Source organism: Pseudoclavibacter chungangensis (assembly GCF_013410545.1).
Classification (GTDB): Bacteria; Actinomycetota; Actinomycetes; order Actinomycetales; family Microbacteriaceae; genus Pseudoclavibacter; species Pseudoclavibacter chungangensis.
This window is the reverse complement of sequence record NZ_JACCFV010000001.1, coordinates 1,525,711-1,547,729: the sequence shown is the minus strand read 5'-3', so window position 1 is coordinate 1,547,729 and position 22,019 is coordinate 1,525,711. Positions and strand designations below refer to the sequence as shown.

At 69.7% G+C, this 22,019-nt stretch carries 21 protein-coding genes; 8 read left to right on the top strand and 13 right to left on the bottom strand.

The genetic code is table 11. The features are described 5' to 3' along the window. Positions 1-19 precede the first annotated feature (19 nt). The 4 genes from zwf (at position 20) to HNR16_RS06970 (ending at position 3,601) form a co-directional block, all read left to right on the top strand. A complete protein-coding gene (zwf, locus tag HNR16_RS06985) occupies positions 20-1,561 on the top strand; it encodes a glucose-6-phosphate dehydrogenase (protein WP_158040265.1) in 1,542 nt (513 codons plus the stop codon). Then, positions 1,558-2,505: a glucose-6-phosphate dehydrogenase assembly protein OpcA gene (locus HNR16_RS06980; RefSeq protein ID WP_158040266.1), complete on the top strand. Its 948-nt coding sequence runs from the start codon at positions 1,558-1,560 to the stop codon at positions 2,503-2,505. Before zwf ends, HNR16_RS06980 begins: the two co-directional genes overlap by 4 nt. Beyond that, on the top strand, positions 2,502-3,284 hold the full coding sequence (pgl, locus tag HNR16_RS06975) for a 6-phosphogluconolactonase (RefSeq protein WP_158040267.1): 783 nt from the start codon (positions 2,502-2,504) through the stop codon (positions 3,282-3,284). Before HNR16_RS06980 ends, pgl begins: the two co-directional genes overlap by 4 nt. Positions 3,285-3,370: 86 nt before the next feature. Next, complete coding sequence (locus HNR16_RS06970) at positions 3,371-3,601, top strand: hypothetical protein (RefSeq protein WP_158040268.1); 231 nt, start codon at positions 3,371-3,373, stop codon at positions 3,599-3,601. A 93-nt stretch (positions 3,602-3,694) separates the two neighbouring features. Here the strand turns inward: HNR16_RS06970 and HNR16_RS06965 are convergent, their stop codons facing one another. From HNR16_RS06965 to uvrA, 10 genes are all read right to left on the bottom strand, one after another. Then, positions 3,695-4,066, bottom strand: coding sequence for an RNA polymerase-binding protein RbpA (locus tag HNR16_RS06965; protein WP_158040269.1), 372 nt, complete (start codon positions 4,064-4,066; stop codon positions 3,695-3,697). Positions 4,067-4,068: 2 nt separating this feature from the next. Further along, a complete protein-coding gene (gene secG, locus HNR16_RS06960; RefSeq protein WP_158040270.1) occupies positions 4,069-4,320 on the bottom strand; it encodes a preprotein translocase subunit SecG in 252 nt (83 codons plus the stop codon). Between the two features lie 102 nt (positions 4,321-4,422). Continuing rightward, entirely contained in the window at positions 4,423-5,817 is a 1,395-nt protein-coding gene (locus HNR16_RS06955; RefSeq protein WP_158040271.1) for an aspartate aminotransferase family protein, read from the bottom strand. 244 nt (positions 5,818-6,061) lie between these two features. Further along, positions 6,062-6,850, bottom strand: coding sequence for a triose-phosphate isomerase (gene tpiA, locus HNR16_RS06950; RefSeq protein ID WP_158040272.1), 789 nt, complete (start codon positions 6,848-6,850; stop codon positions 6,062-6,064). Continuing rightward, complete coding sequence (locus HNR16_RS06945) at positions 6,844-8,055, bottom strand: phosphoglycerate kinase (RefSeq protein WP_158040273.1); 1,212 nt, start codon at positions 8,053-8,055, stop codon at positions 6,844-6,846. The genes tpiA and HNR16_RS06945 overlap by 7 nt, the downstream gene beginning before the upstream one ends. Positions 8,056-8,094: 39 nt before the next feature. Further along, positions 8,095-9,096, bottom strand: a complete 1,002-nt coding sequence (gene gap, locus HNR16_RS06940) for a type I glyceraldehyde-3-phosphate dehydrogenase (RefSeq protein WP_158040274.1) — start codon at positions 9,094-9,096, stop codon at positions 8,095-8,097. A 179-nt stretch (positions 9,097-9,275) separates the two neighbouring features. After that, the gene (whiA, locus tag HNR16_RS06935; protein ID WP_158040275.1) at positions 9,276-10,253 is read right to left on the bottom strand and encodes a DNA-binding protein WhiA; all 978 of its coding nucleotides are present in this window, start codon (positions 10,251-10,253) and stop codon (positions 9,276-9,278) included. Positions 10,254-10,298: 45 nt separating this feature from the next. Further along, entirely contained in the window at positions 10,299-11,183 is an 885-nt protein-coding gene (gene rapZ, locus HNR16_RS06930; protein WP_158040276.1) for an RNase adapter RapZ, read from the bottom strand. Positions 11,184-11,222: 39 nt separating this feature from the next. Continuing rightward, positions 11,223-13,172 carry an excinuclease ABC subunit UvrC gene (uvrC, locus tag HNR16_RS06925; protein WP_158040277.1) on the bottom strand — a complete coding sequence of 650 codons (1,950 nt, stop codon included), beginning with the start codon at positions 13,170-13,172 and terminating at the stop codon, positions 11,223-11,225. Between the two features lie 2 nt (positions 13,173-13,174). Further along, on the bottom strand, positions 13,175-16,090 hold the full coding sequence (uvrA, locus tag HNR16_RS06920) for an excinuclease ABC subunit UvrA (protein ID WP_225737827.1): 2,916 nt from the start codon (positions 16,088-16,090) through the stop codon (positions 13,175-13,177). 138 nt (positions 16,091-16,228) lie between these two features. Here uvrA and HNR16_RS06915 point away from each other — a divergent pair, with 138 nt between their 5' ends. Further along, complete coding sequence (locus HNR16_RS06915) at positions 16,229-17,155, top strand: hypothetical protein (protein WP_158040279.1); 927 nt, start codon at positions 16,229-16,231, stop codon at positions 17,153-17,155. Here the strand turns inward: HNR16_RS06915 and HNR16_RS06910 are convergent. Next, positions 17,142-17,549 (bottom strand): MerR family transcriptional regulator, encoded by a 408-nt coding sequence (locus tag HNR16_RS06910; protein ID WP_158040280.1) that lies wholly within the window; start codon positions 17,547-17,549, stop codon positions 17,142-17,144. The genes HNR16_RS06915 and HNR16_RS06910 overlap by 14 nt on opposite strands. A gap of 87 nt (positions 17,550-17,636) precedes the next feature. Between HNR16_RS06910 and HNR16_RS17815 the strand changes: the two genes are divergently transcribed. Together HNR16_RS17815 and HNR16_RS06905 are read left to right on the top strand one after the other, a co-directional pair. Then, positions 17,637-17,804 (top strand): alpha/beta fold hydrolase, encoded by a 168-nt coding sequence (locus tag HNR16_RS17815; protein WP_218868398.1) that lies wholly within the window; start codon positions 17,637-17,639, stop codon positions 17,802-17,804. Positions 17,805-17,807: 3 nt separating this feature from the next. After that, positions 17,808-18,506, top strand: coding sequence for an alpha/beta fold hydrolase (locus tag HNR16_RS06905; protein WP_225737828.1), 699 nt, complete (start codon positions 17,808-17,810; stop codon positions 18,504-18,506). Here HNR16_RS06905 and uvrB read toward each other — a convergent pair. Then, the gene (gene uvrB / locus HNR16_RS06900; RefSeq protein WP_158040281.1) at positions 18,497-20,560 is read right to left on the bottom strand and encodes an excinuclease ABC subunit UvrB; all 2,064 of its coding nucleotides are present in this window, start codon (positions 20,558-20,560) and stop codon (positions 18,497-18,499) included. The genes HNR16_RS06905 and uvrB overlap by 10 nt on opposite strands. Positions 20,561-20,627: 67 nt before the next feature. Between uvrB and HNR16_RS06895 the strand changes: the two genes are divergently transcribed. After that, complete coding sequence (locus HNR16_RS06895) at positions 20,628-21,347, top strand: IMPACT family protein (RefSeq protein ID WP_158040282.1); 720 nt, start codon at positions 20,628-20,630, stop codon at positions 21,345-21,347. A gap of 2 nt (positions 21,348-21,349) precedes the next feature. On the opposite strand, the gene coaE is transcribed toward HNR16_RS06895, so the two are convergent. Continuing rightward, positions 21,350-21,985 (bottom strand): dephospho-CoA kinase, encoded by a 636-nt coding sequence (coaE, locus tag HNR16_RS06890; protein ID WP_158040283.1) that lies wholly within the window; start codon positions 21,983-21,985, stop codon positions 21,350-21,352. Positions 21,986-22,019 lie beyond the last annotated feature (34 nt).

Below are 22,019 nucleotides of genomic sequence, written 5' to 3'. Positions count from 1 at the left end.
GAGAGGCAAGAGGCAATACGTGACCCCGGTCGACATCTCCCCTGACCACAACCCCCTCCGTTCGAGCGACGACCGTCGCCTCCCGCGGATCGCAGGCCCCTCGAGCATCGTCATCTTCGGTGTCACGGGTGACCTCTCCCGGAAGAAGCTGCTCCCGGCGATCTACGACCTCGCCAATCGCGGTCTGCTCTCCCCCTCGTTCGGTCTCGTCGGCTTCGCGCGACGTGACTGGAGCGACGACGAGTTCCGACAGTTCGTCCTCGAGAACGTGCGCCAGCACGCGCGCACCGAGTTCTCGGAGGAGGCGTGGCGCGAACTCGCGCGCGGCATCCGATTCGTGCGCGGTGAGTTCGACGACGCCGACGCGTTCGACCGACTCTCGGGCACCCTCGAGGAGCTCGACCGCGAACGCGGGACGCGGGGCAACCACGCGTTCTACCTGTCGATCCCCCCGCGCTCGTTCTCCGAGGTCACGACGCAGCTCCGGCGCGCCGGGCTCGCCGAGCAACGGGACGACGCCTGGCGTCGCGTCATCATCGAGAAGCCCTTCGGGCACGACCTCGAGTCGGCGCGTGAACTCAACGCGATCGTCGAATCCGTCTTCCCGAGCGACGCGATCTTCCGCATCGACCACTACCTCGGGAAGGAGACGGTGCAGAACATCCTCGCGGTGCGCTTCGCGAACCAGATGTTCGAGCCGCTCTGGAACGCGAACAGCGTCGACCACGTGCAGATCACGATGGCCGAGGACATCGGCGTGTCCGGCCGGGCCGGGTACTACGACGGCGTCGGTGCGGCCCGTGACGTCATCCAGAACCACCTCCTGCAGCTGCTCGCGCTCACCGCGATGGAGGAGCCGCTGTCGTTCAACGCGAAGGACCTGCGCGCCGAGAAGGAGAAGGCGCTCGCCGCGGTCCGCCTGCCCGCCGATCTCTCGCTCGGTACCGCCCGCGGCCAGTACGGTTCCGGATGGCAGGGCGGCGAGTACGTGCGCGGCTTCCTCGAGGAGGAGGGCATGAACCCCCACTCGACGACCGAGACGTACGCGGCGCTCCGCCTCGAGCTCGATTCGCGCCGCTGGCGCGGCGTGCCGTTCTACGTCCGAACCGGCAAACGGCTCGGTCGCCGCGTGACCGAGATCGCGGTCACGTTCAAGAACGGCCCCGAGTACCTCTTCGACCCGTCACAGCGCGCGTCGCTCGGCCCGAACGCACTCGTCATCCGCGTGCAGCCGGACGAGGGCATCACGATCCGCTTCGGCTCGAAGGTTCCGGGCGCCGGCATGCAGGTCCGCGACGTGACGATGGACTTCGGCTACGGCCACGCGTTCACGGAGTCCAGCCCCGAGGCGTACGAACGGCTCATCCTCGACGTGCTGCTCGGCGACCCGCCGCTCTTCCCGCGCCACGAAGAGGTCGAGCTGTCGTGGAAGATCCTCGACCCGGTCGAGGAGTTCTGGGCGTCCGGCGGACGACCCGAGACCTACGCACCCGGAACGTGGGGCCCCGAATCGGCGACGGCCCTCATGGCCCGTGATGGACGCGTCTGGAGGCGCCCGTGATCATCGAGATGCAGGACACCACGACGAGCGCGGTCGCGAAGCGACTCCTCTCGGTGCGCGAGGAGGGGGGCGTCGTCGCACTCGGCCGCGTGCTGACGCTCGTCATCATGACGACGAAGCGTATGCACGAGGCCGCCGTGTCGGCCGCGAACGCGGCCTCCGGTGAGCACCCCATGCGCGTCATCGTCGTCGACGTCGTCGCGCCCGACAGCGAGCGCGCACGCGTCGACGCGGAGATCCGCGTGGGCGGTGACGCGGGCGCGAGCGACGTCGTCGTGCTGCACGTGTCCGGCGCCGCGGCGGCCGACACGGAGACGCTCGTGCAGGCCCTGCTGCTGCCCGACGCGCCCGTCGTCGCATGGTGGCCCGACGAGGTGCTCGGCTCCCCCGCGAGCTCGTCGCTCGGGCGCATCGCGCAATTGCGCATCTCGGATTCCCGTGACGAGCAGGACCCCGTCGCGGCGCTCGAGCGCCTCGGCGACGGCTTCGAGCCCGGGGATTCCGATCTCGCGTGGACGCGCCTTACGATGTGGCGAGCGCAACTCGCGGCGGTTCTCGATCAGCCGCCGTTCGAGCCGGTCCTGTCGGTGGAGGTCGTCGGCCGAGCCGACTCGTCGTCGGCCGTGCTCATGGCGGCGTGGCTCGAGCTCGCGCTGCGCGTGCCCGTCACGCTGCAGCACAGCGAGGACGGCTCGCGCAATCGGACCTCCGGCCTCCAGACCGTCCGACTCGTGCGCGAGTCGGGCACGATCGAGCTCGACCGGGTGGCCGACTCGACGGTTCGCCTGACGCAGCCCGGGCAGCCGGAGCAGTACATCCCGATGCCCGTGCGTGACCTCACGGACGTGCTCACCGAGGAGCTCCGCTCGCTCGCGCCCGATCGGATCTACGGCGAGGTGTTGCAGCGGGGCGTGCCGGAGCTGTGTCGGGAGCGCGCGGAATGACCGTCGAGCGCGAGATCGTCACGGGTACCGACGCGGCCGACGCGGCACGGCTCACGGCCGAGCGCTTCGTCCGCTTCGCCACCGAGCGCGGCCTCGTGGAGCCCCGCGAGGACGCGCCGGCGGAGACGCACATCGCCGTGTCGGGGGGCTCGGTCGCGACGTCCGTCATGCCGGCGATCGTCGCCGCGGCCGACGGTGCCGGCGTCGACTGGTCGCACGTGCACGTCTGGTTCGCCGACGAACGCTTCGTTCCGCGAGGCCACGACGATCGGAACGCCGCGGCCGTCGCCAGCGTGCTGCGTGGCGCGAAGGGCTTCGTCCCGACCCACCTGCACTCCACCCTGTCGAGCGAGATCGGCGTCTCGCTCGACGAAGCCGCGGCGGCGTACGAGCGCGAGCTGCGCGTCAACGTGCCGCCGCGCTCCAGGACGCCCGGCGCACTGCCCTCGTTGGACCTCGTCCTGCTCGGTGCGGGCCCGGACGGCCACACGGCCTCCCTCTTCCCCGGCCGGGACCCGGAGGCCATCGCGGGACGTGTCGTCGTCGCGGTCGCCGACTCCCCCAAGCCCCCGCCGGAGCGCGTGACGCTCACGTTCGACGCGATCGACGCCGCGCAGCGCGTGTGGGCGATCGTCACGGGCGAGGGCAAGGCCGAGGCGCTGCGCGTGGCGCTCACCCCCGGCGTGGACGCGCGGACGAGCCCGCTCGGTGCGGTGCGCGGCACCGACGAGACGCTGTTCGTCGTCGACGAGGCGGCCCGAACGGCGCTCGCCGACTGAGACCGCGCCGCGAATACGGTGATTCCGTTGCGTCCGCCGTCGACCGAGTGTCAACATGCATTGACACAGGTGGACGGAGCCGACGGATGGACGTGACGACGATGACCATGTTCGTGGAACAGGCGGACGACGACGACCCGCTGCGCGCGCTCAGCGCGACCGCACAGCTCTCACGCGAGCTGGCACGACGGGAGGCGGTGGCCGTGCGGCGCGCCCGCATCGCGGGAGTCAGCTGGGCGGGGATCGCCGCGGCCCTGGGCGTGTCGCGACAGGCCGTGCACCGCCGCTACGGCGGATCGCGCCTCTCCCGCGGCTGACCCCGTTCCCGCGCCGAGCACGAACGTGCGGGCGGGACGAACACGCCCCGCGCGGCACGACGGCCGGGCGGGGCGGGATCGAATGCTCGAGGGCTACTTCTCCGAACGCTTGAGCGTGCCACGACGCTCGCGGAGCTTCTGCAGCGCCTCCTGGAGGAGCTGCTCGCCCTCCTCGTCCGTGCGACGCTCCTTCACGTAGGCGAGGTGCGTCTTGTAGGGCTCGTTGCGCGATTCCGACGGCGGGTTGTCCTTGTCGCGCCCCGCGGGCAGACCCGAGACGGGGCAGTCGATGATCTCCGGGATGTCGGCGTCGGCGACCTCGGCCGAGAAGTACCGGACGGTCTCGTTGCCGAGCGCGTCCCAGTACCGAACGAGGATGCGTTCGGCGTGGACGCCGTGGTCCATCTCCCCCATGGGGCCCGAACCGACGCGCGAACCGCGGATGGCGCTGCCTCCCTGAGCCACGGTCACACCCCCGACTGGAGCTTGATGATGAGGCCCATGAACACGATGCACAGGACCCAGATGATCGCGAGCCACACCGTGATCCGGTTGAGGTTCTTCTCCGCGACACCGGAGGAGCCGATGTTGCTCGTCACGCCACCGCCGAACATGTCGGAGAGCCCGCCGCCGCGACCGCGGTGCAGCAGAACGAACAGGATCAGGAGCACGCTGGTGATGGCCAGCAGCACCTGGAGTACCACGAGGACGATATCCACGAACAACCTCTCGAGGGCGGAAGACGAAACGGACCGCGGACGGACCGCCCTCAAGTATAGGCGAGGACGGCCCGCCGCGGTCCGCGACGCGGTCGGGTGGGCTCAGAGCCGGTTCGAGGCCTCCTCGAGCACACCGCGCAGCATCTGCCCGATCTCGGTGAACTCGGCGGGACCGATTGTCAGCGGCGGGGCGAGCTGGATGACGGGGTCGCCCCGGTCGTCGGCGCGGCAGTAGATGCCCGCGTCGTACAGCGCGCCCGACAGGAAGCCACGGAGCAGACGCTCCGCCTCGTCGTCCGAGAACGTCTGACGCGTGTCCGTGTCCTTCACGAGTTCGATGCCGAAGAAGTAGCCGTCACCGCGGACATCGCCGACGATCGGGATGTCGAGCAGCTTCTCGAGTTCGGCGCGGAAGAGCGGCGAGTTCGTGCGCACGTTCTCGTTCAGCCCCTCCTCCTCGAAGATGTCGAGGTTCTCGAGCGCGACGGCGCACGAGACCGGGTGGCCACCGAAGGTGTAACCGTGCGCGAACGATTCCGTGCCCGTCGCGAACGGCTCGTAGACGCGGTCGCTCACGATCGCGGCACCGAGGGGTGCGTACCCGCTCGTGATGCCCTTCGCGCACGTGATGATGTCGGGCTCGTAGCCGTACTGCTCGCACGCGAACGTGTGCCCGATGCGGCCGAACGCACAGATCACCTCGTCGGAGACGAGCAGGACGTCGTGCCGGTCGCAGATCTCGCGCACGCGCTCGAAGTAGCCGGGAGGGGGCGGGAAGCAGCCACCCGAGTTCTGTACCGGCTCGAGGAACACGGCGGCGACCGTGTCGGGGCCCTCGAAGAGGATCTGCTCCTCGATGCGGTCCGCGGCCCAGCGACCGAACTCGACGGGATCGGTCGGCGCCCCCATCTCGCTCGCGCGGTACAGGTTCGTGTTCGGTACGCGGAAACCGCCGGGCGTGACGGGCTCGAACTGGGCCTTGATGCCCGGGAGCCCCGTGATCGCGAGTGCACCCTGCGTGGTGCCGTGGTAGGCCACGGCGCGCGAGATGACCTTGTGCTTACCCGGCCGGCCCGTGAGCTTGAAGTAGTTCTTCGCGAGCTTGAAGGCGGTCTCGACGGCCTCGCCGCCGCCGCTCGTGAAGAAGACGCGGTTGAGCGATCCGGGCGCGAGGTCGGCGAGGCGCGCGGCGAGTTCGATCGCGGCGGGGTGTGCGTAGGACCAGAGCGGGAAGTAGGCGAGCTCGGAGGCCTGCTTCGCGGCGGCCTCGGCCAGCCGACGACGGCCGTGGCCGGCGTTCACGACGAAGAGGCCCGACAGGCCGTCGAAGTAGCGGCGGCCCGCGGCGTCCCAGATGTGATGGCCCTCACCGCGGACGATGATCGGGACGCCCTGTTCGGCCATCGTCGACTGGCGGGTGAAGTGCATCCACAGGTGGTCGCGGGCCTTGTCCTGCAGTTCCGACGTCTGCGTCACGTGCTGCTCGGTCGTGGTCATCGGGTATCCCTCTGATTCTGCCGCTGCGCGGCTCGAGTCGTCCCGGCGCCGTGCCGGGAGGGGGCGTCGTCCTCCGCGGGGTCGCAGCATCGACCCGGAGTGCGGCGGACGGTGCGCCCTCCTCGATTGTCCTCGCCCGAGGGGCCGTGGGCAAGCTGAACCGTCCGGCCGGACGGTTCACTCGGGAAGCTCGCGGGAACGCCGATGCCCGGACCACGAGGCGGTCCGGGCATCGGGTGACGGCTCAGGAGCCGACGTGTGAGCGGAAGCGCACGATCGACGCGAAGTCGTCGATCTTGAGGCTCGCGCCGCCGACGAGGGCACCGTCGACGTCGGGCTCGCGCATGAACCCGGCGATGTTCTCGGCCTTCACCGAACCGCCGTAGAGGATGCGCGTGGCATCGGCGAACTCGTCACCGACGACCGTGCGCAGCTCGTCGCGCAGCGCACGGCACACGGTCTGTGCCTGCTCGGGCGTCGCGGCCTGCCCCGAGCCGATCGCCCAGACGGGCTCGTACGCGACGACGAGCTCCGGGACCTCGCCCGCGGCCGCGAGTGCGTCCCGCAGCTGCTGCACGGGCACGGCGGCCGCCCCGTGCGCCTCGAGGTCCTCGGCGGTCTCACCGACGCACAGCACCGGCACGACACCGTTGCGGACCGCGGCGGCGACCTTACGGCCGAGCAGCGCATCGTCCTCACCGTGGTACTGACGGCGTTCCGAGTGGCCGACGATCACGTAGCGGCTGCCGAGCGCGGCGAGGAACTGCCCGCTGATCTCGCCCGTGTACGCGCCCGCGTCGTGCTCCGAGAGGTCCTGCCCGCCGTACGCGATCGGGAGCTTGTCGGCCTCGACGAGCGTTTGCACGCTGCGCAGATCGGTGAAGGGCGGGAACACCGCGACCTCCACGTCCGCGTAATCGTGCTTCGCGTCCTTGAGCGTCCAGGCGAGCTTCTGCACGAAGGCGATCGCCTGCAGGTGGTCGAAGTTCATCTTCCAGTTGCCCGCCATGAGCGGGGTACGCGTGGTCACCATCCGAGGACCTCCAGTCCCGGCAGTCGCTTGCCCTCGAGGAATTCGAGGCTCGCACCGCCACCAGTAGAAATGTGGCCGAAGTCCGCATCGGCGAAACCGAGCGTACGGACCGCGGCGGCCGAGTCGCCGCCACCGACGACCGAGAGGCCGTCGACCTTCGTGAGCGCCTCCGCGACCGCGCGGGTCCCGCTCGCGAACGCAGGGAACTCGAACACGCCCATCGGGCCGTTCCAGAACACGGTGTGCGACGCCTCGATCGCGGCCGCGAACGTCGAGGACGCCTCCGGTCCGATGTCGAGGCCGATGCCGCTCGCGCCGAACGCGCTCGACTCGATCGCGTCGGCCGAGACGACCTCGTGCGGCGCGTCGGCGGCGAACCGCTCGGCCACGACGATGTCGCTCGGGAGGACGATCGTGACGTTCCGCTCGGCGGCGTCGGCGAAGTAGCCCTGCACGGTCGGGATCTGGTCCTCCTCGAGCAGCGAGGCGCCCACGGCGTGCCCCTGCGCGGCGAGGAACGTGTAGACCATGCCGCCCCCGATGACGAGCGAATCGACCTTCGGGAGCAGATGCTCGATGACGCCGAGCTTGTCGGAGACCTTCGAGCCACCGAGGACGACCGTGTACGGCCGCGCGACATCCGTCGTGAGACGTTCGAGCACATCGACCTCGGCCGCGACGAGCAGGCCGGCCGCCGACGGCAGGAGCTTCGCGAGCTCGTACACGGAGGCCTGGCGGCGGTGGACGACCCCGAAGCCGTCCGAGACGAACGCGTCGCCGAGCGCCGCGAGCTGCTCGGCGAACGCGGTCCGCTCGCCCTCGTCCTTGCTCGTCTCCCCCGGGTTGAAGCGGAGGTTCTCGAGCGCGACGACGCCGCCGTTCTCGAGCGAGGCGACGAGTCGCTGCGCGTCCGGGCCGACGGTGTCGCTCGCGAGCGGGACCTCGACACCGAGCAGCTCGCCGAGTCGCGTCACGGCGGGCGCGAGCGAGTACTGCGGGTCCGGTTCGCCCTTGGGGCGTCCGAGGTGGGAGATGACGACGATCTTCGCACCGGCGTCGCGGAGCGCCTGGATGGTGCCCAGCGAGGCGCGGACGCGCCCGTCGTCGGTGATCGCTCCGTCGCTCAGGGGCACGTTCAGGTCGCAGCGGACGATGACCGTCCGCCCCGCCAGGTCACCGAGCGAATCGAGTGTGCGCAACGGCATTCGATGTGGCCTTTCTCTTGGAGGTCGTTCGACGGGGTCCTACAGCTTCGAGGCCACGTACTCGGTCAGGTCGATGAGCCGCTCCGTGTAGCCCCACTCGTTGTCGTACCAGGCGGAGATCTTGACCTGGTTGCCGATCACGCGCGTGAGGGGTGCGTCGAAGATGCTGGAGTGCGATTCGCCGACGATGTCGCGCGAGACGATCGGGTCCTCGTTGTACTTCAGGATGCCCTTGAACTCGTTGTCGGCCGCGTCGCGGAAGACGGCGTTCACCTCGTCGACCGTGAGCTCGCGCGACGTCTCGACCGTGAGGTCGGTGATGGAGCCCGTCTCGACCGGAACACGAAGGGCGAAGCCGTCGAGGCGACCCTTGAGCTTGGGCAGGACGAGCCCGATCGCCTTCGCGGCACCCGTCGACGTCGGGATGATGCTGAGTGCCGCGGCACGGGCACGGCGGAGGTCGCTGTGGGGCGCGTCCTGCAGGCGCTGGTCCGACGTGTAGGCGTGCACGGTCGTCATGAGACCGGACTCGATACCGAACGCGTCGTCGAAGACCTTGACGAGCGGCGCCAGGCAGTTCGTCGTGCACGACGCGTTCGAGATCACGTCGTCCGTCGCGGGGTCGTAGTCCTGGTGGTTGACGCCGAAGACGAACGTGGGGGCGTCACCCTTCGCGGGCGCCGACAGGATGACCTTCTTCGCGCCGGCCTCGATGTGCGCGCGGGCCTTCGCGGGATCGTTGAAGCGGCCCGTGCACTCGAGCACGATCTCGACGCCGAGCTCCTTCCACGGGAGCTTCGCGGGGTCGGGCTCGGCGAGCGCGTCGATGAGGTGGCCGTCGACGTAGATGTTCTCCTCGTCGTACGTGACGTCGTTCGGGAGGACGCCGGAGGTGGAGTCGTACTTGAGCAGGTGGGCGAGCGTGCGGTTGTCGGTCAGGTCGTTGATGGCGACCAGCTCGAGGTCGTTGTTCTCCTGGAGCAGGGCGCGAGCGTAGCTGCGACCGATGCGTCCGAATCCGTTGATGGCGATCTTCGTCACGAGTTGACCCTTCGTCGTACTGTCGTCGGACCGCGTCGATCGAATCCGCGACGGCGTGTCGCGAACGCCCGACCGGGCGGATCCCGGGTGCGGCGGTGTCGAACGACCGCACCCGGGGTCAGCCTAGTGTCGACGGGTGTCCGGAATGCCGGGAAGTGCGTCGACCGGGCCCGTCCGACTCAGATCTCGTCCAGGGTCGGCAGGTTCGCGTCGGTGCCGGGAACGTTCTCGTCCGCCGCCTGCTTGTCGGCGAGGGCGAGGAGGCGACGGATGCGGCCTGCGACGGCGTCCTTCGTCATGGGCGGATCGGCGTGCCGGCCGAGCTCGTCGAGCGATGCGTCACGGTGCTCGAGCCGCAGGCGTCCGGCGTACTTGAGGTGGTCGGGTGCGTCGTCACCGAGGATCTCGAGGGCACGTTCGACGCGGGCGCACGCCGTGACCGCGGCCTGGGCCGAGCGGCGGAGGTTCGCGTCGTCGAAGTTCACGAGACGGTTCGCGGTCGCGCGCGTCTCGCGACGCTGTCGCATGCTCTCCCAGCTCTCGACCGTCGCGGTCGCGCCGATGAGCCCCAGCATGGTCGAGATCGCCTCGCCGTCGCGGATGACGACACGGTGCACGCCGCGGACCTCGCGCGAGCGTGCGGAGACGCCGAGCCTGCCGGCGGCCCCGACGAGGGCCATCGCCGACTCGCTGTTGGGCGTGATGATCTCGAGCGCGCTCGAGCGGCCCGGGTCGGTGAGGGAGCCCGCCGCGAGGAACGCGCCGCGCCACACGGCCGTCAGGTCCTCGCGGTTCCCGGTCGTGAGCCGGTTCGGGAGTCCGCGCACGGTTCGCCGGCGCGCGTCCATGAGGCCCGTCTGGCGGGCGAGCGTCTCACCGTTGTCCATGACGCGCAGCAGGAAGCTCTCGCCCGGCCGGCCGGCGGTCCCGGCGACGATCGAGATCTTCGCCCGCACACCGTACAGCTCGAGCAACTCCCTGCCGAGTCGTCGTGCGAGCCCCTCCGAGTCCACCTGCGCCTCGACGGCGATGCGGCCTGAGATGAGTTGCAGTCCTCCTGCGAAGCGAAGCAGGGACGCGACCTCCGCCGCGCGTGCCTGGGTGGTCTTCGCTCGGACCTGCATCAGCTCGTGCTTGACGTCTGCGGTGAGTGTCACCGATTTCCTCTCTCCTCGGGGGATGTTGTTGCTCGTGGCGACGCGTTACTCGCGACCGAGGTCGCGGTGGCGCACACTCACCGTCACGTCGTCGCGGCCGCGCAACTGCGCGGCGATGTGCTCCGTCATGGCGACGGATCGGTGCTTCCCCCCGGTGCAACCGATCGCGATCGTGGCGTGACGTTTGTTCTCGCGATCGTATCCCCGAAGCACGGGGTCGAGCATCTCGATGAAGTGCTCGCTGAATTCCGCGGCGCCCGGCTGGCCGAGCACGTACTCGGAGACCCGCGCGTCCCGACCGTTGAACTGGCGCAGCTCCGGCTCCCAGAACGGGTTCGGCAGGAATCGCATGTCCGCGACGACGTCGGCGTCGGTCGGGATGCCGTACTTGAAGCCGAAGCTCTGCACGGTGAGTGAGATGCGGTGCTGATCGGGCGCACCGAACCGCTCGATGATGCGGTGCGCGAGCTGGTGGACGTTGAGCTCGGACGTGTCGATGACGATGTCGGCCGCCTCGCGGATCTCCTGCAGGCGCGCGCGCTCGTGCTCGATGCCGTCGAGGATCGTGCCGTCCGATTGGAGTGGGTGCGGCCGCCGCACGGATTCGAAGCGCCGGACGAGTGCGTCGTCGGTGGCGTCGAGGAACAGGACGCGAACGTCGAGGCTCTCGCGCAGGGCACTTACGAAGGGACTGAACGACTCGAGCAGCCGGCCGCCGCGCACGTCGACCGCGACGGCGAGCTTCGGGATCGAATCACTCGCCTTCCCCGCGATCTCGACGAGCGGCACGATCATCTGGGGCGGCAGGTTGTCGACCACGAACCAGTCGAGGTCCTCGAGCGCCTTGCACGCGGTCGAGCGGCCTGCGCCCGACATGCCGGTCACGATCACCAGTTGCTGGCGCTCGGTCTCGTTGTCCCCGCCAGTCATGTCGCCCTCGATTCGTCGCCGCCGTGTCGCCCACCAAGACTACCCGGGTGCGGGACCCCCGCCGTCGCCGTGCAGCACCTGCAGGATCGCGCGCGCGGTCGTGGGGCCGAAGCCGGGAGCCTCGAGCAGCGTCGCCTCGTCGGCCTCGCGCAACCGCTTCACGGAGCCGAAGTGCTTGAGCAGGGTCTGCACGCGGACGGGACCGAGCCCGGGCACGTCCTCCAATTGCGTCGCGAGTCCGCGCTTGCGGGTCGTCCGCTGGTGCGTGATGGCGAAGCGGTGTGCCTCGTCGCGTACGCGCTGCAGGAGGAACAGGGCCTCGGAGCCGCGCGGCAGGATGACGGGGAACTCCTCCCCCGGTTGCCAGAGCTCCTCGAGGCGCTTCGCGATGCCGGCGATCGCGATGCCCTCGACGCCCGATTCGTCGAGCGCGCGCTGCGCGGCCGCGACCTGGGGCGCGCCACCGTCGATGAGGAGCAGCTGGGGGCGATACGAGAACCGGGAGCGCTTGTCCGGCACGACCGCGGCCTCCGCGTCGGTCGCGTCCGTCGCGTCGCTCGCGTCGGTCGCGGCAGGCGACGACGTCGCGGCGGGTGCCGTCTCGTCCTCGCGCAGGTACGCGAGTCGCCTCGTGAGCACCTGGTGCATCGAGTCGGTGTCGTCGCGCGACTCCGCGATGCTGAATCGGCGATAGTGGTTCTTCTTCGGCAGTCCGTCCTCGAAGACGACCATCGAGCCGACGATGCCCGTGCCCTGCAGGTGCGAGATGTCGAAGCTCTCGATGCGCAGGGGCGCCTCGTCCATGCCGAGCGCGTCCTGGATGTCGGTGAGCGCCTCGGTGCGCGCGACGTAGTCGGCCGTGCGCTTGAGCTTGTACTGCGTGAGGGCGCCCGCCGCGTTCAGGGTCGCCGTTTCCTGCAGTTCGCGCTTCGGTCCTCGCTGCGCGGTCCGCAGCGTGACGCGTGTCGAGCGCAGCTCGCCGAGCCACGTGCCGAGGGCCTCCGCATCGTCCGGGAGGACGGGCACGACGATCTCGCTCGCCGGCCGGTGCCCCTCGTGCGCGTAGACCTGCTGGAGGGTCTGCTGGACGAGCGTTCCCGTGTCGAGCTCGAGCTCCTTGTCGACGACCCAGCCGCGCACACCGCGCACGCGGCCGCCGCGCACCGTGAAGAGCTGGATCGAGGCGGTGAGCTCGTCCTCGACGATGCCGTAGAGGTCGAGATCGGTGCGGTCCGGCAGGACGACGGTCGACCGTTCGAGCACGTTCTCGAGGGCCGCGATCCGATCGCGCCACGAGGCGGCCTCCTCGTAGCGCTGCGCGGCGGCAGCGTCGCGCATGCGCTGCTCGAAGTCCTCGACGAACGCCCGGTCGTAGCTCTCCATGAAGCGCACGAAGTCGTCGATCGTGCGCCGGTGCTGCTCGATCGTCTGCCGACCGGAACACGGGCCACCGCAGCGGCCGATCTGGCCCGCGAAGCACGGCTTGCCCGTCGTCATGGCGCGCTTGTAGTCGGCGTCGTTGCAGGTGCGGACCGGGAAGACGCGCACCATGAGGTCGATCGTCTCGCTCACCGCCCACACCTTCGGATACGGGCCGAAGTACTTCGCGCCACGGATGCGGGTGTTGCGCGACACCATGACGCGAGGCGCTTCGTCGGCGAGCGTGACGACCATGAACGGGTAACTCTTGTCGTCCTTGAAGCGCACGTTGAACGGCGGCGAGAACTCCTGGATCCAGGTGTACTCGAGCTGGAGCGACTCGGTCTCGTTCCGGACGACGGTCCACTCGACGTCGACGGCACTCGTCACCATCGCCCGCGTGCGCTCGTGGAGCGTCGCGAGCGGGGCGAAGTAGTTGCTGAGACGCTGGCGCAGGCTCTTCGCCTTGCCCACGTACAGCACGCGGCCGTCGGGGCCGAGGAAGCGGTAGACGCCGGGTGCCGTCGGGATGTCGCCCGTGCGGGGACGGTACGGGAGTTCGTCGGCCACGGTCAGCCCGCCACGAGCTCGCGGTTGGCGCCCTCCGACTCCCGTTCGAAGATCTCGGCGAGGAACCGGCCCGTGTGGCTCGCCGGGTTCGCCGCGACCTGCTCGGGGGTTCCGGTCGCGATGATCTCGCCGCCGCCCGATCCACCCTCGGGGCCGAGGTCGATGACGTGATCGGCCGACTTGATGACGTCGAGGTTGTGCTCGATGACGATGACCGTGTTGCCCTTGTCGACGAGACCGCCGAGCACGAGCAGCAGCTTGCGCACGTCCTCGAAGTGCAGCCCCGTCGTCGGCTCGTCGAGTACGTAGATGCTGCGACCGTTCGAGCGCTTCTGGAGTTCGGTCGCGAGCTTCACGCGCTGGGCCTCGCCGCCCGAGAGGGTCGTCGCCGACTGGCCGAGACGCACGTAGCCGAGGCCGACCTCGACCAGCGTCTTGAGGTAGCGGTGGATCGCCGTGATCGGCTCGAAGAAGTCGGCCGCCTCGGCGATCGGCATGTCGAGTACCTCGGCGATGTTCTTGCCCTTGTAGTGCACGCTGAGCGTCTCGCGGTTGTAGCGCGAACCGCCGCACACCTCGCACGCGACGTAGACGTCGGGCAGGAAGTTCATCTCGATCTTGATCGTGCCGTCGCCCGAGCACGCCTCGCACCGGCCGCCCTTCACGTTGAACGAGAAGCGGCCGGGCTGGTAGCCGCGCACCTTCGCCTCGGGCGTCTCGGCGAAGAGCGTGCGGATGCGATCGAAGACGCCCGTGTAGGTCGCCGGGTTCGAGCGCGGGGTGCGGCCGATGGGGTTCTGGTCGACGTGCACGACCTTGTCGAGCTGGTCGAGACCGGTGACGCGCGTGTGCTTGCCGGGGACGGTGCGCGCCCCGTTGAGCTTCGATGCGAGCACCTTGTAGAGGATGTCGTTCACGAGGCTCGACTTGCCCGAGCCGGAGACGCCCGTCACGGCGGTGAGGACCCCGAGCGGGAACGTCGCGGTGACGTCCTTGAGGTTGTTCGCGCGCGCCCCGACGACCTGCAGGCGACGCTTGCGGTCGATCTTGCGGCGCTTCGCCGGTGTCTCGATCGCTCGGCGCCCGGCGAGGTAGTCGCCCGTGACGGACTCCCGGTTCGCGAGCAGCTCCTCGTATCCCCCCGAGTGCACGACGCGGCCGCCGTGCTCTCCCGCGCCGGGGCCGATGTCGACGATCCAGTCTGCCGTCCGGATCGTGTCCTCGTCGTGCTCGACGACGACGAGCGTGTTGCCGAGGTCGCGGAGCTTCACGAGGGTATCGATCAGTCGCCGGTTGTCGCGCTGGTGCAGCCCGATCGACGGCTCGTCGAGGACGTAGAGCACGCCCGTGAGCCCCGAGCCGATCTGCGTCGCGAGTCGGATGCGCTGCGCCTCGCCGCCCGAGAGCGTGCCGGCGGCGCGCGCGAGATCGAGGTAGGACAGGCCGACCTCGATGAGGAACTCGAGGCGCACACGGATCTCGCGCAGCACCTGTGCGGCGATCTTCGCCTCGCGCTCGGTGAGCTGCACCGTGTTCATGAACTCGAGGGCGTCCGTGAGCGAGTCCCACGTGACGTCGGCGATCGAACGGCCGTGCACCTTGACGGCGAGCACCTCGGGGCGGAGCCTGGCACCGCCGCACGCGGGGCACGGTACCTCGCGGAGGTACTCGGCCCAGCGGGCGCGCGTCGCGTCACTGTCGGCCTCGCGGTACTGGCGCTCGATGTAGGGGATGACACCCTCGAAGCCCGAGCCGTAGGTCATCTGCCGACCGAAGCGGTTCTTGTACTTGACGCGCACCTTGTAGTCGCGGCCGTCGAGGATCGCCTCGCGAACGTCCTCACGGAGCTTGTTCCACGGCGTCGTGAGCTTGAAGTCGAGTTCCTCGCTGAGCCCGACGAGCAGGCGCTCGTAGTACTGGTAGAGGCTCTTGCCCTGCGAACTCCAGGGCAGGATGACGCCGTCGGCGATCGAGGCGGCCTCGTCGTCGAGCAGGAGTTCGCGATCCACCGACATGCGCGTGCCGAGCCCGTCGCACGTCTGGCACGCGCCGAACGGCGCGTTGAACGAGAACGTGCGCGGTTCGATCTCGGTGAGGGCGATCGGGTGGTCGTTCGGGCACGAGAGGAACTCGCTGAACGAGAGGACGCCCTCGTCGCCCTCCACATCGACGAGGTCGATCCGGACGATGCCCTCCGCGAGGCGCAGGGCGGTCTCGAGGGAGTCCGTGAGCCGATCGAGGCCGTCGGGTGACGCGACGAGGCGGTCGACGACGACGGCGATGTCGTGCTTGTAGGACTTCTTGAGTGCGGGCGGGCTCGAGAGCTGGACGCGTTCGCCGTCGACGATCGCACGCGCGAAGCCCTGTGAGCTGAGCTGCGCGAAGAGGTCGACGAACTCCCCCTTCTTCTGCTGCACGACCGGAGCGAGCACCTGATAGCGGGTGCCGTCCTCGAGGGTCATGAGCCGGTCGGCGATCTGCTGCACGGTCTGACGCGAGATGACCTCGCCGCAGATCGGGCAGTGCGGCACGCCGATTCGCGCCCAGAGCAGCCGGAGATAGTCGTAGATCTCGGTGATCGTGCCGACCGTCGAGCGAGGGTTGCGGTTCGTCGATTTCTGATCGATCGACACGGCCGGGCTCAGTCCCTCGATGAAGTCCACGTCGGGCCGGTCGACCTGGCCGAGGAACTGCCGCGCGTAGGCGGAGAGCGACTCGACGTAGCGGCGCTGCCCCTCGGCGAAGATCGTGTCGAACGCGAGCGATGACTTGCCCGAGCCGGACAGCCCGGTGAACACCACGAGGCTGTCGCGCGGGATCTCGAGGTCCACGTTGCGAAGATTGTGCACGCGCGCGCCCTGCACACGGAGCGTGTCGGACGAGGAGCGGAGGGGGGTCGGCTGGAGGGATTCTGCCACCGAAGCAGTGTACGTCCGCCCCCGGACACGAGACGTCCGGGTTCGCCGAGGGCGTCGCCCGGCGGGTGCGTCGCGAGGACGAGGTGCGTTCATCCCACGGGTGACGACGGCCGACGACGACGTTCGTACACTCGTCGCATGCGAAGGCTTCTGGCATCGGTGGCGATCGCCGCTGCGTGCGTCGCGGCACTCACCGGATGCTCCGTGTTCACGTGGATCCTGCACGCGTCGAACGACCGCAGTGGTGAGGCGTCCGACTACATGGAGTGGCTCGCGCAACAACCCGGGGTCGACAGCGTCCGATTGTCGTACGAGTCGGCCGATCCGGGCATGCGTACCGACGCGATCGTCGGTGACATCACGGTCGCGCCCGGCACCGATGTGCCGTCCCTCGTCGAGTCGGCGCGGGCGCGATACATGGCAGATCTCCCCGACGCGCGAGCGCTCAGGCTCGGTATCGACACCGGACTCCCCTTCGGCCTCACCCTTTCGCTCGACACGTACGGACCGACGACGGAGTTGACGCAGGGGGCACTCGATCTCGCGGAATCGCTCGTGCCGTTCGGTGACGCGGTGGACGTCTCATTGGGCGTCACCCACTCCGGGCCCCGCATCGACATCGATGTGCGGTTGTCGAGCGACGATCCGGCGACGCTCTTCACCACCGCCGAGTCCGTGCTGCCGCTGCTCGACGGGCCTGTCTATACGGACGCACACGTCGCCGCGGGACATGCGGACGGGACGCTCGCGGACCTGAGCAGCGGGACCCCGTCGACGTCGCTCGTGGACGTCCACAACGACCAGTTGGGTGCCGCCTGCCTTCCCGACATGGCGGCGGCGACGCTCGACTTCGTCGCCGCGGTCCCCGACGCGAGGCTCCACATGCAGGCCTATGCATACTGCAGCGGCTCCATCAGCGTCCCGGTCCCGGACGAGTTCCAGACCGGCGTTCGCGTCGAAGAGGTGCGCCCGTTCGCGCAGGCCTGGTTCAAAGCGATGAGCCCACTATCGGGTGGTTCGGAGAACTCGGTCATGGTCGGGACGAAATCCATCACGCCCGAGTGATCGCGTCGGGGCCTCGGCGTCGCGCGCCGTCGGGACGCGCATAGTCGGAGCACTCGTCGCACGCCGACACGAGGTCGTGCCGACAATCGAGCACGTGCTCGAGGAATCGTTCCGTCGCGGCGAGGTGTGCCAGTCGCCGCCGGACCTCGGCGAGCCTCGCTCGGACGATCTCGGACCGACCGGCCTCGTCCCGGTGGAGCACACCGCGGATCTCCGCGAGCGACAGCCCGGCGTCCTGGCACGCGCGCACGATGCGGAGGCGTTCGACGTGCTCGGGTCGGTACTCGCGCCGTCCCGAGGGCGTCCGATCGGGAACCACCACCCCCTCGTCGTGCCAGTGCCGGAGCACGTGGGGCGATGCCCCGATCGCGGCGGCCGCGTCACCGATCCTCATGCGACGATCTTGACGCTTGACCTCGGGTCGACCTGAAGATCTACCGTGCCGACCATCCCGTCACTCCCGACCCTCCCGCCACCGGTCATGACCGAGTTCGTCACGATCGACGGGGTCGCACTCCACACCGTCGTCGTCGAACCCGTCGGAGCGTCCCGTGGCGACGTCGTGTTCTGCCACGGGACGCCCTGGTCGTCGGCCGTCTGGCATCGCGCGGTCGATGCCGTGCGCGACAGCCACCGCGTGCACCTGTGAGACATGGCCGGCTACGGCGCATCGATCTCCGTGGCCGAGACACCCCTCGATCTCGCGAGCCAGTCGGCGCGGCTGGCCGGCCTGCTCGAGCACTGGAAGCTCCGACGCCCCCACGTCGTCGCCCACGACATCGGCGGTGCGGTCGCGCTCGGCGCCCGCCTCGATTCGGGACGCGCGTTCGCCTCGCTGCTGCTGCTCGACGTCGTCCTGCTCGACCCGTGGGGGTCCGACTTCTTCCGACTCGTCGCCGATCACGAGGACGTGTTCGGTGCCATCCCGGAGCCCCTGCACGCCGCGCTCGTCAGGGCGTACATCCAGGGGGCGCCCCGCCGACCACTCGATGCCGAGGTGATCGATGCGCTCGTGCAACCGTGGCGCGGTGCGAACGGTCGACGCGCGTTCGTCCGACAGATCGGCGCGCTCGCCGACGACGGTGCCCGCACGCGCGAGCTCGTCGGACGGCTCGGCGAGGTGGACGAACCCGCTCTCGTCGCGTGGGGGACGGACGACCCGTGGATCCCCGTGGAACAGGCCGATCGGCTCGCGGCGGCGCTCCCCCGATCACGCGCCCCGGTGCTGTTCGACGGGTGCGGGCACCTCGTGCCGCTCGAGTCGCCGACCGCGTTCGGTCGACTGCTCCGCTCCTCGCTGGACGCGAACACCGTGCCGGAGGGCAGGGCGGGGACGATCGCTCAGGCGTGACCGGCCTTCTCCATCGCCCGCAGATCGCGCTTGAGCTCGGACAGCTCGTCACGCAGGCGCGCGGCGAGCTCGAACTTGAGCTCGGCGGCGGCGTCGAGCATCTGCTGGTTCAGGTCCTCGATCATGCCCTCGAGCTCGTTCGCCCCCGAGGCCGCGATGCCCTCCCGCTTGAGCGTCGGCGTCGGCGAGCGCTTGCGGCCCTCGCGTTTCGCGAGGAGCTGCTGCGTGTCCTGCCCCTCGCGCACGAGCGACTCGGTGATGTCGGAGATCTTCTTGCGCAGTGGCTGCGGATCGATGCCGTGTTCGAGGTTGTAGGCGATCTGCCGCTCGCGCCGCCGGTTCGTCTCGTCGATGGCCTGGTTCATGGCGTCGCTGCGCTCGTCGGCATACATGTGGACCTCGCCCGAGACGTTTCGCGCCGCGCGGCCGATCGTCTGGATGAGCGAGGTCGCGGACCGCAGGAAGCCCTGCTTGTCGGCGTCGAGGATCGCGACGAGCGAGACCTCGGGGAGGTCGAGCCCCTCGCGCAGCAGGTTGATGCCGACGAGCACGTCGTAGACGCCCGCCCGGAGCTCGCTCAGCAGCTCGACGCGTCGGAGGGTGTCGACGTCCGAGTGCAGGTAGCGCACCCGCACGCCGTGCTCGCCGAGGAACTCCGTCAGGTCTTCCGCCATGCGCTTCGTGAGCGTCGTGACGAGCACCCGCTCGTCACGCTCGACGCGCGTCCGGATCTCCTCGAGCAGATCGTCGATCTGCCCCTTCGCGGGCTTGACGACGATCTCGGGGTCGACGAGACCGGTCGGGCGGATGATCTGCTCGACGACGCCGTCCGCCTGCGAGAGCTCGTACTTGCCCGGCGTCGCCGAGAGGTAGACGGTCTGGCCGACGCGCTCCTTGAACTCCTCCCACGTGAGCGGGCGGTTGTCGAGCGCCGAGGGCAGTCGGAATCCGTGATCGACGAGCGTGCGCTTGCGCGAGGCGTCACCCTCGTACATCGCGCCGATCTGCGGGACCGTCACGTGCGACTCGTCGATGACCATGAGGAAGTCGTCGGGGAAGTAGTCGAGCAGGCAGTGCGGCGCCTCGCCCGGGGCCCGGCCGTCGATGTGGCGTGAGTAGTTCTCGATGCCGGAGCAGAAGCCGATCTGCTCCATCATCTCGAGGTCGAAGCTCGTGCGCATGCGGAGGCGCTGCGCCTCGAGCAGCTTCTGTTCGCGTTCGAGCACCGTCAGGCGGTCATCCAGCTCCTCGGTGATCGTGCCCATCGCGCGGCGCATGACCTCGTCGGCCGCGACGTAGTGGGAGCCGGGGAAGACCGTCACGGCCTCCATCTCGCGCACGACGTCGCCCGTGAGCGGATTGAGGGCCGAGATCGCGTCGATCTCGTCGCCGAACAGCTCGACGCGGATCGCGAGCTCCTCGTACATGGGGATGATCTCGATCGTGTCACCCCGGACGCGGAACGTGCCGCGCTGGAACGCGACGTCGTTGCGCGTGTACTGCATGGAGACGAACTTGCGGATGAGCTCCTGCCGGTCGACGCGGTCGCCGACCTGCAGCGCGGTCATCGAGTTGTAGTACTCCTCGGGCTTGCCGAGGCCGTAGATGCACGAGACGGTCGAGACGACGACGACGTCGCGGCGACTGAGCAACGCATTCGTGGTCGAGTGGCGAAGGCGCTCGACCTCTTCGTTGATCGACGAGTCCTTCTCGATGAAGGTGTCGGTCTGCGGGACGTACGCCTCGGGCTGGTAGTAGTCGTAGTACGAGACGAAGTACTCGACGGCGTTGTTCGGCAACAGCGAGCGGAACTCGGTCGCGAGCTGCGCGGCGAGCGTCTTGTTGTGGGCGAGGACGAGCGTCGGACGCTGCACCTGTTCGATGAGCCAGGCAGTCGTCGCGGACTTGCCCGTTCCCGTCGCGCCGAGCAGCACGACATCGGCCTCACCGGCGTTGAGCCGCTGGGTGAGCTCGGCGATCGCCTGCGGTTGGTCGCCCGAGGGCGAGTACTCGCTGACGACCTCGAACGGCCGCACGCTCCTGCGAAGTTCCATGCGACCAAGGGTAGGCGTCACCACGGACATCGGCGCCGGAGTTCGCTCCGGGCCTACACTCGGTCGCATGCCGGACCCGAGCGCAGCGCCGATCGACGACCGCTCCCCCGCCGCGTACACCGTCATCGCGCGCGACGTCGAGCACGAGATCGAGATCAAGCGCTCCCGGTTCCGCTGCGTCCTGCGTCGCGCCCCGGACGAGGCGGCCGCGCGGGCGGTCGTCGCGCAGGTCCGGGCCGAACACCGGCTCGCGCGTCACCACTGCTCGGCGTTCCTCGTCGGGCCGCACCGCGAGGTGCAGCGATCGAGCGACGACGGTGAGCCGTCGGGGACGGCGGGCGTCCCGATGCTCGACGCCATGCGGTTGCACTCGTATCCCGGGCCGGGCGGCGCCGATCAGGCCGATCTGAGCGACGTCGTCGCGGTCGTCGTGCGCTGGTTCGGTGGCGTCCTGCTCGGGGCGGGCGGCCTCGTCCGCGCCTACTCCGAGGTCGTGTCGCAGTCGCTCGATGCGGCAGGCGCGCGGCGCCGGGAGCGGATGCGCATCCTCGGTGTCGACGCGCCGCACGCGGATGCGGGCCGCTGGGAGAACGAGTTGCGTGCCGCGGGCGTCGGCGTGCTGGAGGCCGAGTACGGTGCGAACGTCGTGCTGCGTCTCGCGGTGCCGGATCTCGAGGCCGAGCGGTCGGCCGTCGCGGCGCGGGTCGCGGCCGTGACGGCCGGCTCGGCGGTCCCGCGCGCGCTCGGCACGACGTGGGTGGACGGGCCCGTCGTGCCGAAGCCCTGAGCTCAGGCGCCGTAGCGTTCCGTCGTGCGGTCGTCGACCGAGTGGCGGTCCAGTTGCGCCCACAGGTCGTCGACCTGCGCGAGCGTCTCCGCCAGTGGGACGGCGGTGTCGATGATCACGTCGGCGATGGCCCGACGCTCGTCGTCGGAGACCTGCGCCTCGATGCGGCCACGGGCCTCGACGGCGTCCATGCCGCGCTCCTCCACGAGTCGGCGCAGCCGCTCGGACGCGGGAGCGTCCGCGACCCAGATCTCGTCGTAGTCGTAGTTGAAGCGTCCCTCGGCGAGGAGGGCGATGTCGTGCACGATCACCGCCTCGGGGTCCTCGGCGCGGATCGCGGCCTTGCGCTCGTTCGTGAGCCGCGCGATCTCGGGGTGTGTGATGTCGTTGAGCACCTTGCGCTCGTCCTCGTCGTGGAAGACGATCGCGGCGAGTGCGGCGCGGTCGAGGGTCCCGTCGGGACGGATGACGCGTTCACCGAAGTGCTCGCGGATCCGCTGCAGCCCGCGTGTACCGGGTTCGACCGCGTCGCGCGCGAAGCGGTCGGCGTCGAGGACGACGGCGCCGAGTTCGCGCAGTCGTTCGGAGATGGTGGACTTCCCGGAGGCGATGCCGCCGGTCAGTGCGATCGTCGTCATCAGGGGGCTCCAATCCGCCGGATCCGCGCGTGTG